Source organism: Halobellus rufus, from assembly GCF_000739575.1.
Taxonomy (GTDB): Archaea; Halobacteriota; Halobacteria; order Halobacteriales; family Haloferacaceae; genus Haloquadratum; species Haloquadratum rufum.
The window spans coordinates 107,629-120,004 of sequence record NZ_BBJO01000003.1; the positions used below are offsets into that span (position 1 = coordinate 107,629).

Genomic DNA, 12,376 nt, shown 5'->3' on the forward strand with positions numbered 1-12,376 from the left:
GCGTCACCGCGGGTTCGGCAGGCTCGATCGGTCAGTCGCCGAGAGCGACGACAGCGCCCCGCGTGACTGGATGATATTGAACGCGGTGACCAGATCCGAGCGAGAGATGAGCCCGACGACCTCGCCGGCGTCGTCGACGACCGGGAGCCGCCCCACGTCGTTCTGCTGCATCCGCTCGATCGCGGTCATCGCGTCCGCGTCGGGGGAAATCGTCGTCAGTTCCCGGGACATCACGTCCTCGACGCGGTAGGCGTCGCGCTCGACTTCCTTGACGGAGCGGGCGTCACCGAGCGTGACCATCCCGACGAGCCGCCCGTCGCGCATCACCGGATAACCGGTGTGGCGCTCGGTGAACATCCGTTCGAGCAGCTCCGCGACGCTCGTGTCCTCCGCCACGACGTCCAGGTGCTCACGCGGCGTCATCACGTCGCGGACGGTCACGTCCTGGAACGCGGCTTTCATCACCGTCTGCTGGGCCTCCGAGGACGCGCCGATGTAGATGAAAAAGGCGAGTGCCACCAGAAACAGGTTCGCGAAGAGCCCGAAGATCCCGAGCAGGAAGGCGAACACCTTGCCGACCTCCGCGGCGATCTGGGTCGCCCGCGCGTGCGGTCGGTTGCGCGCGAGAAGTGCACGGAGGACCCGGCCGCCGTCCATCGGGAATCCGGGGAGCATATTGAACACCGCGAGGACGACGTTCGTCAGCGCGAGGTAGCCGACGACGAACTTCACGGGGTCGAGCGCGGTGGGGAGCACGAGGAACACGAGATAGGAGATGACGCCGAGCGCGACGCTGACGATCGGACCGGCGATGGCGATCCACAGCTCCTGTTTCCAGTCTTCCGGCATCTCCGCGAAGCTGGCGACGCCGCCGAAGAGCCACAGGGTGATCGAGTCGATCTCGTAGCCGTAGCGCATCGCGACCAGCGAGTGACCGAACTCGTGGAGCAGGACGCAGACGAACAGGCCGATCGCCGCCGCCGCCCCCAGCACCCACTGCATCGATCCGGTCGTGAGCGGGGCGACGTCGATCGCGGAGCCGAACAGGTCGTTGACGACGCCGACCAGCTGTCCGACGTCGCTGCCGATGAGCCACGCGAAGAGCGGAAGGACGAGCAGGAAGGTGAGATCCAACTTGATCGGGATGCCGAACGCGCTACCGATACGGATTCCGCGCATACCCTCCCGTAGTCGCGGCTGGGACTTAAGTCCCGTCGCAGCCCGTCGGGTAGGTTCGAGGCGCGCGGGCGGGAGCCCCATACCGGGCGGCGACGGGGTTCGACGGCAGACGAACCGCTGAAATACCTCCTCGACGTACCGTCGGGCGTGTCTCAACAGGTCGGCCGCGTCGACACGCTCTTCTTACACGAGACCGGCGAGGACTTCCTCGTGGTCGTCGAGCGCGACGGCGAACGCGTCTTTCAGGCGGTGCTCGAACTGCAGGAGACGGACGCCGGCCCGCGACCCGCGAAGTTCCGCATCAAGCGCGGCTCCTCCGAGGAGCCGCGTGACCCGAGTCAGTTCGTCGAACTCGCCCGCCGAGCGTCGCGGATCCGGATCTCCCAGCAGACCTCGAAGGGGAGACGGCGGGAGCTACAGGAGATGCTCGACGGTTACCAACTGGAGGCGCTCGTCGTCCGGACGTGTCGCTACTGCGCCTCCGACGGCCGATACTCGCCGATCACCGAGGACACGGCGATCAAGACGGATCGAGAGCACATCTGTCCCGACTGCGCCCGACGTGAGCTCGAACGCGAACTCGACTTCTCCGCGTCCGGACGGTTGACCGGGGCCGCCCAGGACCGGCTCGAAGACCTCCTGCTGGAAACGCAGGACCTCGACCGCATCTCCAACCTCTTGGCTGGCGGGCTCGATCCCGACCTCACGAAGTTCGACACCGTCAGCGCGACCACCGACGACGTCGACCTCGTGGAGACGTCGACGCTGGATCTCCACCCCGAACTCCAGCGGCGCGTCGAGGACCGCTTCGACACCCTGCTGCCCGTCCAGTCGCTCTCCGTCGAGAACGGCCTCTTCGAGGGCCGCGACCAACTCGTCGTGAGCGCGACCGCGACCGGGAAGACGCTCGTCGGCGAACTCGCCGGCATCGACCGCGCGCTGAAGGGCGAGGGGAAGCTGCTCTTTCTCGTCCCGCTGGTCGCACTCGCGAACCAGAAACACGAGGACTTCGAGGACCGCTACGGCGACCTCCTCGACGTGACCATCCGCGTGGGAGCCTCCCGAATCAACGACGACGGCAACCGCTTCAACCCGAACGCGGACGTCGTCGTCGGCACCTACGAGGGCATCGATCACGCGCTGCGGACGGGGAAGGACCTCGGCGACGTCGGCACGGTCGTCATCGACGAGGTGCACACGCTGAAAGAGGAGGAGCGCGGCCACCGACTCGACGGCCTCATCAGCCGCCTGAAGTACTACAACGAGGAGCGGTCGAATCGGCGGGACAACTACGACGGCGCGCAGTACGTCTACCTCTCGGCGACCGTCGGCAACCCCGAGACGCTGGCCGAACGGCTCCGCGCGACGCTCATCGAGTTCGAGGAGCGGCCGGTCCCGATCGAGCGGCACGTGACGTTCGCGGACGGCCGGGAGAAGCCGGACATCATCAACAAACTGGTGCGCCGCGAGTTCGACTCGAAGTCATCGAAGGGGTACCGCGGCCAGACGATCGTCTTCACCAACTCGCGGCGGCGGTGTCACGAGATATCGAGGAAGCTGGAGTACGCCGCCGCGCCGTATCACGCGGGGCTAGACTACGGCCGCCGCAAGCGCGTCGAGCGGCAGTTCGGGAACCAGGACCTCGCCGCCGTCGTCACGACCGCCGCGCTCGCCGCTGGGGTCGACTTCCCCGCCTCGCAGGTGGTCTTCGACTCGCTGGCGATGGGCATCGAGTGGCTCTCCGTCCAGGAGTTCGAGCAGATGCTCGGACGGGCGGGACGCCCCGACTACCACGACGAGGGGAAGGTGTACCTCTTGGTCGAACCCGACTGCGTCTACCACAATTCGATGGAGATGACCGAGGACGAGGTCGCCTTCACGCTCCTGAAAGGAGAGATGGAGGACGTGTTGACCCGATACGACGAGACCGCCGCCGCCGAGGAGACGCTCGCGAACATCGTCGTCGCGGGCAAGCGCGCCAAGCGGTTGAACGACCAGATGATCGGCGAGGTGCCGACGAAGCACGCGCTCGGAAAGCTGCTGCAGTGGGCGTTCATCGACGGCTTCGAGCCGACTCCCTTGGGAAGGGCGGTCTGTCGGCACTTCCTCTCGCCGAAGGACGCCTTCCGGATCTTAGACTGCATCCGCTCGGGAACGGACCCCTACGACCTCGTCGCCGAGATGGAACTGCAGGACGAGTTCTGAGCGTCGCGACGACGACCCGTAATGCGGTCCACCGGATCCCACAGTATTTTGCACCGCGGCGCCGACTTCGTCGGTGTGGAACCGATATCGCCGGGGATCGCCGTCGTCTTCCTCGTCGTCCTCGCCGCGCTCGCGCTCTTCGTCACCGAGCCGATCCCGGTCGACGTCACGGCGATCGGGGTGATGGTCGCGCTGCTGCTCGTCCAACCGGCGTCGATGGCAGCCGTGTCTGCGGGGTTGCTCGCGGAACCGATCGTCCTCTTTGCGGACTACCCCGGCGACGCGCTCTCGGGATTCTCCAGTCAGGCGACGCTGACCGTCCTCGCGATGTTCATTCTCAGCGAGGGCGTCCAGCGGACGGGCATCGTCCAGCGGCTCGGCGCGTGGATCGCCGGGGTGACGGGCGAGAGCCAGAACCGACAGCTCGGGGCGACGATCGGCGTCGTCGCGCCCATCTCGGGGTTCATCAACAACACCGCGGCGGTGGCGATCCTGCTCCCGATGGTGACGGACCTCGCCGAGCGCGGCGGCACGTCGCCCTCGAAGCTCCTCCTGCCGCTCTCGTACGCCTCGATGTTCGGCGGGATGCTCACGCTCATCGGGACGTCGACGAACATCCTCGCGTCCGAACTGTCCGGGCGGCTCATCGGCCGCACCTTCACGATGTTCGAGTTCACCCAACTCGGCATCGTCGTGAGCGTCGTCGGCACGGCGTACCTGCTCACTGCGGGTAAGTGGCTGACGCCCGAGCGGATCAAGCCTCGGCAGGACCTGACCGAGGAGTTCGGGATGGCGGACTACCTGACTGAGGTCGTCGTCCGCGAGGACTCCCCGCTGATCGGCCAGCAGGTCCGGCGCGCGCTCGTCGAGACCGACTTCGACGTCGACCTGATTCAGCTCATCCGCGACGGGGAGGTCTTCCTCGAACCGCTCGGACCGAAGGAGATCCAGGCGGGCGACATATTCGCGCTCCGAACCGACCGCGACACGCTGGTGGAACTGCTGGACGTCGAGGGGCTCGATCCGGTGCCGACCGCGGTCGACGAGGCCGAGCTGGAGGCGGGCCAGTCCCGGCAGAACCTCGTCGAGGTCGTCATCAGCCCGGGGTCGTCGCTCGTCGGCGAGTCGCTCACCTCCGCGAGCTTCCGGCAGCGGTACAACGCCACGGTGCTCGCGCTGCGCCGCGGGCAGGACGTCATCCGCCGGCGGATGGACAACGTCTCGCTCCGCGTCGGCGACACGCTGCTCGTGCAGGCGACCGCCGAGAGCATCGAGCGCCTCGACGCGAACCGCGACTTCATCGTCGCCCAGGAGATCGAGCGGCACGACTACCGCGAATCGAAGACGCCGATCGCGGTCGGGATCGTCGTCGCCGTCGTCGGCCTCGCGGCGCTCGACGTGCTGCCGATCGTCGTCTCCGCGCTCGCGGGGTCGCTCGCGATGGTCGCGACGCGCTGTCTGCGCCCCGGGGAACTCTACGACTCCGTCCAGTGGGACGTCGTCTTCCTGCTGGCGGGCGTGATCCCGCTCGGGATCGCCCTGGAGTCGACGGGCGGCGCGGCGCTCTTAGCCGACCTCGTCGTCGCCACGGGCGACGTCCTCCCGCCGGTGGGCGTGCTCGCGGTGTTCTACCTCCTCACCGCCCTCTTGACCAACGTCATCTCGAACAACGCCAGCGTCGTGTTGATGATCCCCGTCGCCGTCGAGGCCGCGCAGGCGCTCGGCTCGAACGCGTTCGCGTTCATCTTGGCGGTCACCTTCGCGGCGTCGACGGCGTTCATGACGCCCGTCGGCTATCAGACGAACCTCTTCGTCTACGGTCCCGGCGGCTACCGCTTCAGCGACTACATCCGCGTCGGCGGGCCGCTGCAGTTGGTCTTCGCCGCGGTGACGACCGTCGGGATCGCCGCGATCTGGGGCGTTTGAGGACGCGTCGAACGAAATCCTTTACTCGGTGACCGTCCGAGGGTTGGGTACGGGACCGTGGGTTAGCCTGGTATACTTCGGGCCTTGGGTGCCCGTGACCCCGGTTCAAATCCGGGCGGTCCCACTCCACCTTTTTACTTCGTCGGGTCGCGCTTCGCGCGACCACTCCTCGTAAAAATTTGGACCAAAAAGCGGCCGTGACGAGCGAAGCGAGTCACGGAACAACGCGTTCGACACCCCCGCGATTCGCACACTGGAAGTCGCAACCGCGAGCGACAGCGACTTCGCCGCGGCGTCGGCCGGTTGCCTTCGAGGAGACGTCGTCTCACCCGAAGAGGTAACCGTCGTACCGCCGAATCGGGGCCAACGATGGCAGCCGACGAACGGATGACGGTCTTGGAGAAGCGGGAGGCGGGGGAAGGGATGCGTCTCGCGGAGCGGCCAGTTCCGACGCCCGGGGCCGGAGAGGTCCGCATCGCGGTGCAGTCCGTCGGGATCGACGGCGGCGTGGAGGCCCCGTTCTACCGCTGGGAAGAGTCGTACCACCGCTACGAACCGCACCTCCCGCAGGTGTTCGGCCACGAGTTCTCGGGCGTCGTCGACGCCGTCGGCGCGGGCGTCGAAGACTGGGCGGGCGGCGAGCGCGTCGCCGTCGAGCCGCGGATCTCCTGCGGGCGCTGTCGCAACTGCCGGGAGGGTCGCCAGAACCTCTGCACCACCGAGACGGGGTTCTCCCCGCACGGTCGGAAGTCCATCGGCATCGACACCGAGGTCCCGGGGGCGCTCGCGGAGTACGTCACCGTCCCGGCGCGGAACCTCTATGCGCTCCCCCCGGGCGTCACGTTCGACGAGGGCGTGTTCTTGGAACTGCTCGCCATCGGCGTCCACGGGATCGACGTCTCGGCGTTCGGGGTCGGCGACCGCGTGGCGATCACGGGGCCGGGGTCGGCGGGGCTGAGTGCGCTCGTCGCGGCCCGGGAGGCCGGAGCGAGCGAGGTCGTGGTGATCGGTGCCGACGCCGACGAGGGAACGCGGCTCCCGATCGCCCGCGAGATGGGGGCGACGGCGACGCGGAACGTCGAGGAGGGCCCGCTCGACGACCCCGTGGACGTGTTCGTCGAGGCGTCGGGCCACGAGTCCGCGCTCGGACTCGCGGCGTCGAGCATCCGACCGGGCGGCGAACTCGTTCAAATCGGCGTCTACCACGGTTCCGATCGGGTCTCGGTCGACCTCAACGGGTTCGTGAACGAGGAGGTCTCGGTCCAGACCGTCAACGCCCGCCGGGAGTCCGACTGGCGGCGGACGCTGGCGATCGCGCCGTCGGTCGATCTCTCCGCCGTCGTCGGCCCCGCCTTCGAGATGACCGAGTACGAGGACGCCTTCGCGGCCGAGGCCGACCGGGCGGGCGTGAAGATCGTGCTGCACCCCTGAATCGCCGTTGCAGCCGAGTGGACGTGTCCCCGCGTCACGCCTCGTCGGGCTCGGGCAACCGCAGCGTGAGCAGGATGACGACGAAGAGCACCGCCGCCAGCAACACGTAGCCCTCGTCGAAGTACCCCCGATCAGCGATCGCACCGAACAGCACCGGCCCCGCCGCGCCGAGCGTCGCCGACGTCGTCCGAACGACGCCGAGGCCCGTCCCCTGGATCTCGTCGGGGATCGCGTCCGAGAGGAACGACTGGGTGATCGCCCCCGAGCCGAGCATCGTGCTCACGAGCGCGGTCAGCCCGGCGAGCGGCCAGAACCCGTCGACGAACGGGAGCGCGGCGAGGCCGGCGACCGGCCCCGAGAGCACGATCAACAGCGACTTCCGAATGCCGATGCGGTCGTAGGCCGCGCCGGCCAGCGGTTTGACGAGGACGCCCACGGCGAAGAACCCGCTGAAGAGCAGCCCCGCGAGCGTCGAGGAGAGCCCCTTGATCTCGACGAGGTACGTCGGATACAGGCCCGTGAACGACTGCCAGATCAGGATGTACAGAAACAGGATGAACGCCACGAATGGGAGGTCCGCCGCGCGGAGGTCGGCGACGATCGAGCGGGCGTTCTCGAACGAGAACGACCCGCTCGCCGAGGCGTCCGAGGCCGACTCCGAGGAGATCGACGCCGGTTCCGGGAGGACGACCCAGAGCGCGCCCGCGGCGAGAAGGAGCAGCGGGACGATGAACCCGAGACCCAGTTGCCACGCGACGGCGGCCGCCAGCGCGCCCCCGATCGGCGGCAGGACGGTCTGTCCGAGGTCGCCGGTGGCCATCGTCACGCCGAGGGCGCTTCCGATCCGCCCGGGGTAGATCTTCGAGAGGATCGTGATCCGCGCGATGGGGTACAGCGACTGCCCGAGGCCGACCAGCGCCGTGGCGGCGAAGAGGACGAGCGGCGTCGGCGCGGTGGCGACGAGGACGAGCGCGCCGGCGACGACGACCGTGCCGGCGATCATCACGTTGCGCTCGCTGTATCGGTCGGCGACGACGCCGCCGGGGAGCTGGCCGAGCGCCGACCCGAGCCAGAGGACCGTCACGAGCAGTCCGCCGACGGTGAGCGAGAGGTCGAACGACGAGCGGAGGTACGGCAGGAGGACCGGGTAGACCATCCGCGTTCCGAGGAGGATCCCCCACGCGCTCGCGATCGTGACGAGCAGCGGCCCCTTCCCGTCGCCCCACAGTTCCGTCGCTTCCCGTCGGATGCCGTCGGAGATTCCCATTCGAGAACTCAGTACCGGGCCTACTCGGAGTCCGAAAATAACCGTTTATATCTGCGCGCCGCGGGGCCGTCGCCCGGTCCGGGACGCGTACCGCGGTCCGCTAGAGCTTCTCGGCCGCGCGCGCCTGTTCGGCCCGCACCGTCGCCTCGTCGACGCGGTTCCGAACGGCGTTCGAGAGCGGGTCGGGGAGGTCCTCGCTCGCCTCGTCGATCAGCCCGACGATGCGTTCGAGGGCGGTCGCGACGCTCTCCAGCCGCCGGTCCGCGTTGGCCCTGTCGCCCGCGCGGGCGTTCTCGGCAGCGCGCTCGGCCCCCGAGACGACGGCGTCGAGCGCGCGAACGAGCCCGCGGACGGCGTTCTCTCGCCCGACGAGGTCCTCGGTCGCGCCGTCACCGCCGTCGAGGAGCGCCCCGAGTTCGTCGCTCGTCTCTCCCGCGATGGCGGCGAGGAACGACGAGAGCGACGCCTTGCCGGTCTCGGGGCGGTCGATCCGGATCGGCGGGCCGGGGTCGGAGCCGTTCTCGCTCCCGCCGTCGGAACTGTCGCTGTCGGCGTCGTCTCCGTCGGAACTCGGATTCGGGTTGACGCGGAACGCGCCGATCGCGCCCTCGGCGTCGCGCACTTCGGCGGTGTAGGCGCCGCCCTCGTGGACGTAGACCGCGGCCGGACCCGAGATCGCCCCGTCGTACAGTCGGCCGGCGAAGTCGTCGTCGACCGCGAGGCTCGTGAGTTCGGCGTCGGTCCCGTCGGCGTCGACTTCCAGCTTTCGGGCGTTCTCGCGGGCGACGAGCGGTATCTCGCCGCCGTTTCCGGCGAGTGAAACGCGTTCGCCGCGCCGAGACGCGCCGGATTCGTCGGCGGCCGTCGTCTCGTCGGACGTCGCGGTCCCGTCGTCCGTCGTCGTTCCCGCAGTAGGTGACGAGTCCGTTTCCGAGGCGCTCGACGACGTTTGTGACGCGTTCGACACCGTTTCCGACGCGCTCGACGGGGAGTCCGACGTCCTCGCGTCTTCACCGACGGACAGCCGCTCGCTGTACGGGGCCTGTCCGGGCGCGTTGACCGTGAGACGGTGCTCGCCGTCGGGCACGTCGCGGACGACCGCGACGCCCTCGAACGTCGGGACGGCGACCGGATCGCTCTCCAACAGCGCGACGGCTTCGACCGTCGGATCGCGGGTCGTCAGCCCCTCCTGATCGGGGGCGTCGTCGCTCGTGACGGCCTCCGTGACGGTGGCGACGACGGTGTTGATCGCGGCCGCATCGCCGATGGCGTCGTAGCGCTCTGCGAGCGACGCCCGGTGGTTCGGATCGGTGATGTCCGCCGCCGGGTTCCCGTAGCGGGGTTGGCCCCACGGCGCGCCCGTCGTCGAGATGTGACCCGCGACGGCGTCTTCGGCGAACTCCGGGACGGAGAACTCGAAGCTGAGCTGCGGGCCAGTGAAATCGACGAGATGTTCGATCTCCGCGGTCGGGACGAGCTCGTAGGGGTACTGCGTCGCCGACGCGTCGAGGCCCGCGTCGTCGGTGCGTTCCTCGTGTCTGAACACGACGCCCGTCGAGCGCTCGGGCAGGTCCGTCGGCGGCGACGCGAGCGACTCGAACGAGCGGACCGTCAGCGACTCGTCGACGAGCGACTCCCGGTCGACGTTGGGCAGGCGCTCGTGGTCGTACACGGGCGCGCCCTCGTACTCCGGAACGACGTACGGCAGCCGCGCGCCCTCGTCGCGCGGGAGACCGTAGGCGAGCGGGAGTTCCGAGAGCGCCTCGACGCTCTCGATGGCGGAGTTGGTGATGTCGGCCAACAGGTCCGCGCCGGGCAGTCGCTGGAACTGGTCCGGCTCGTCGTTGACCGAGAGCGCGCTGGAGTGCGAACCCAGCTCCGAGAGGATCCGCGGGACCATCTCCGGGTCGGGGTCGAGGAACTCGTTGTTCGGGATGCGTCGGGAGTGCGAACTGGCGACGTACAGCTGCGGACGCTCGGTCTCGGTGTCGACGAAGACGTGAAGCACCTCCCAGTCGTGCCAGTGGAAGTTCGTCGTGAACTGATCGAACGCCGAGTACAGCCAGAACTGCACGACTGCGAGCGGGGAGTCCTCGTACTCGACGGCGTGGTAGAACACCGTCGGATCCGGCGGGTCGCCGGCGTCGGTGTAGCGCTCGTGGTACCCGTCGAGGGCGTCGAACCCGTCGACGATCGATTCGCCGTCGCGCTCGCTGGCGTACGGGCGGGGATCAGTCGGCAGCCACGGCTCCGCGGCGTCGAAGAACAGCGTCGGCGCGAACCGGGTCGCGAGCGACTCCGCGAGTTCGGGGTCGGCCTCGGTCGTCTGTCCGTCGGGCTCTCGATCGAGCATCGAACAACCCGCGAGCGACCCGACGCCCGCGCCTGCGAGCGTCGCGAGCAGCGTCCGTCGATCGACGGGGAGACTGTCTGACACAGTCACCAGACTACTTGTACGCCTCGCGGAGGAACGCGAGCGCCGCCCCGAACATCGCCAGGTTTCCGAAGAAGGCGAGGCGATCGCCCTTGCTCGCGTCCTCGTCGTTCCAGAAGTCGTGCATCGTCGGCGTCACGACCGCGAGGAAGGTGACGGCCGCGCCGGTCGCGACGCGGGGGAGCCGCCAGAGCGCGATCCCGAGTCCCGCGGCGACCATCATCCCGGAGGCCAGCGGGGCGGCGACGTCCGGCATCGGGACGCCCGCCGACTCGGCGTACTCGATCGTCCCGTCCATGTCGCGGAAGTCCTCAGAGGCCTGCAGCGCGAGGCCGAGGCCGAACAGGACGCGACCGATCCGCGAGAGGTCGGCCGATCCGCCGTCGGAATCGACGCGTTCGGTGTCCGCAGTCATACTCGGATGCACTCGCGGCCGCTCAATAAGCGTTCGGCTCCGAATCGATCGCGCCGGGAGCGAGACGACACCGAGCAGTCGACAGCCTGTTTTCGACCCCGTCCGAACGTGCCGTATGACCATCGACGCGGGTGACCGGGTGGCGATCGAGTACGTCGGCCGGTTCGAGGACGGGACGGTGTTCGGCACCTCCCGATACGCAGTCGCGTCCGAGCACGGGCTCGACGACGCGGAAGAACGCGAGGAGGGCGACTACGAGCCACTCTCGTTCACCGTCGGCGCGGGCGAGGTGATCGACGGGCTCGACGAGGCGGTTCGCGGGATGACCGTCGGCGAGACGGCCACCGCCACCGTGCCGCCGGCGGCGGCGTACGGCGAGGTCCGCGAGGAGCGAGTCCGCGAGTACGACCCCGAGACGTTCGAGTCGATGGTCGGCGAGCCGCCCGAGGTCGGCCTGCACGTCCACGCGCAGAACGGCCTCCACGGCGACGTCGTCGCCGTCACCGACGACGCCGTCGAGGTCGACTTCAACCACGAACTCGCCGGGCGGACGCTCGTCTTTGACGTGGAAGTCGTCGGCGTCGACGGGAACGGCGAGTGAGGCGGTCGGCTGAGGCGAAGCGACCGGGCGCGCCGGCGACGCGTCGAACGCGGACCTCCGCGAGCGTTCAAGTAGGATGGCGCGACCACGGCCCCCGTGGCTCCGCCAGACCAACTCCACCGAGGAACCGAGTCGGACACGATCGACGCCGCGTCGCCCGCGGACAGTTCGATCCCGATCTCACACCTCGCGCGCGCCGCGTACTGCCCGCGACAGCTCTACTACGCGCGTCGCGACGACGATCACGAACCGCCGCCGGAGGTGGCGGCCGTCCGCGACCTCGCGTTCGCCTACGAGCGACACCGGACGGCGACCGACGAGACGCTCCGGAAGCTTCCGATCGCGGTCGCGCCCGGAGACTACCGGGCGAACCTCGCCTCGCTCGCCGAGCGGGAGGACTACGAACGGCTCGCGGCTCCCTCGGAGCGAGAGGCGTTCCTCCGGGGGCGGGACTGCCACGGGATCGTCCACAAGCTACTGGAGCCGGACACCGCTCCCGACGCCGGAGGCGGACCCGCAGGCGGTGAGCCGGACGACCCGACGGGCGACGGGGAGCGAGGATCGCCGCCGACGCCGACGGTCGTCTCGCCGGGCGATCCGCCGCCGCAGGGCGTCTGGGAGCCCCAGCGCGTCCGCGCCGTTGCGGTCGCGAAGGCGCTCGCGTGGGAGCGAGAGCGGGCGGTCCCCCGCGCGCTCGTCGAGTACCCCGCCCACGGCGTCGTCCGGACCGTTCGACTGACGACGCGGAACAAGAGCGCCTACCGGCGGACCCTGTGGACGGTCCGGTCGATGGCGGGCGTCCCCGCCCGCGTCCGCGACGCCGCCAAGTGCGACGCCTGCGAGTACCGCGAGCGCTGCGGGACGAAGACGCGGTCCCTGAAGACGTTACTCGGACTCGGCTGAGCGCAGCGGTCGACC

Annotated in this window: 9 protein-coding genes and 1 tRNA gene; 6 read left to right on the forward strand and 4 right to left on the reverse strand. The window is 69.2% G+C overall.

The annotated features are described in order from the left end of the window. Positions 1-3 precede the first annotated feature (3 nt). Positions 4-1,179 (reverse strand): CBS domain-containing protein, encoded by a 1,176-nt coding sequence (locus ACP99_RS02355; RefSeq protein ID WP_049985057.1) that lies wholly within the window; start codon positions 1,177-1,179, stop codon positions 4-6. 147 nt (positions 1,180-1,326) lie between these two features. Here ACP99_RS02355 and ACP99_RS02360 point away from each other — a divergent pair, with 147 nt between their 5' ends. The 4 genes from ACP99_RS02360 to ACP99_RS02375 all read left to right on the forward strand — a co-directional run bounded on the left by ACP99_RS02360 (position 1,327) and on the right by ACP99_RS02375 (position 6,741). Then, positions 1,327-3,384, forward strand: coding sequence for a DEAD/DEAH box helicase (locus ACP99_RS02360; protein WP_049985058.1), 2,058 nt, complete (start codon positions 1,327-1,329; stop codon positions 3,382-3,384). Between the two features lie 21 nt (positions 3,385-3,405). After that, complete coding sequence (locus ACP99_RS02365; protein ID WP_081927053.1) at positions 3,406-5,310, forward strand: SLC13 family permease; 1,905 nt, start codon at positions 3,406-3,408, stop codon at positions 5,308-5,310. A 51-nt stretch (positions 5,311-5,361) separates the two neighbouring features. Continuing rightward, positions 5,362-5,434, forward strand: a tRNA-Pro gene (locus ACP99_RS02370). 245 nt (positions 5,435-5,679) lie between these two features. Further along, on the forward strand, positions 5,680-6,741 hold the full coding sequence (locus tag ACP99_RS02375) for a zinc-dependent alcohol dehydrogenase (RefSeq protein ID WP_197052335.1): 1,062 nt from the start codon (positions 5,680-5,682) through the stop codon (positions 6,739-6,741). Between the two features lie 34 nt (positions 6,742-6,775). Here the strand turns inward: ACP99_RS02375 and ACP99_RS02380 are convergent, their stop codons facing one another. The 3 genes from ACP99_RS02380 to ACP99_RS02390 form a co-directional block, all read right to left on the reverse strand. Next, on the reverse strand, positions 6,776-8,008 hold the full coding sequence (locus tag ACP99_RS02380) for an MFS transporter (RefSeq protein ID WP_049985059.1): 1,233 nt from the start codon (positions 8,006-8,008) through the stop codon (positions 6,776-6,778). A 100-nt stretch (positions 8,009-8,108) separates the two neighbouring features. Next, the gene (locus tag ACP99_RS02385) at positions 8,109-10,451 is read right to left on the reverse strand and encodes a hypothetical protein (protein WP_049985060.1); all 2,343 of its coding nucleotides are present in this window, start codon (positions 10,449-10,451) and stop codon (positions 8,109-8,111) included. 4 nt (positions 10,452-10,455) lie between these two features. Beyond that, a complete protein-coding gene (locus ACP99_RS02390) occupies positions 10,456-10,857 on the reverse strand; it encodes a DoxX family protein (RefSeq protein ID WP_049985061.1) in 402 nt (133 codons plus the stop codon). A gap of 115 nt (positions 10,858-10,972) precedes the next feature. Between ACP99_RS02390 and ACP99_RS02395 the strand changes: the two genes are divergently transcribed. Together ACP99_RS02395 and ACP99_RS02400 are read left to right on the forward strand one after the other, a co-directional pair. Beyond that, positions 10,973-11,458 carry an FKBP-type peptidyl-prolyl cis-trans isomerase gene (locus ACP99_RS02395; protein ID WP_049985062.1) on the forward strand — a complete coding sequence of 162 codons (486 nt, stop codon included), beginning with the start codon at positions 10,973-10,975 and terminating at the stop codon, positions 11,456-11,458. Between the two features lie 141 nt (positions 11,459-11,599). Beyond that, positions 11,600-12,361, forward strand: a complete 762-nt coding sequence (locus ACP99_RS02400) for a CRISPR-associated protein Cas4 (protein WP_049985186.1) — start codon at positions 11,600-11,602, stop codon at positions 12,359-12,361. The last annotated feature ends 15 nt before the right edge of the window (positions 12,362-12,376 follow it).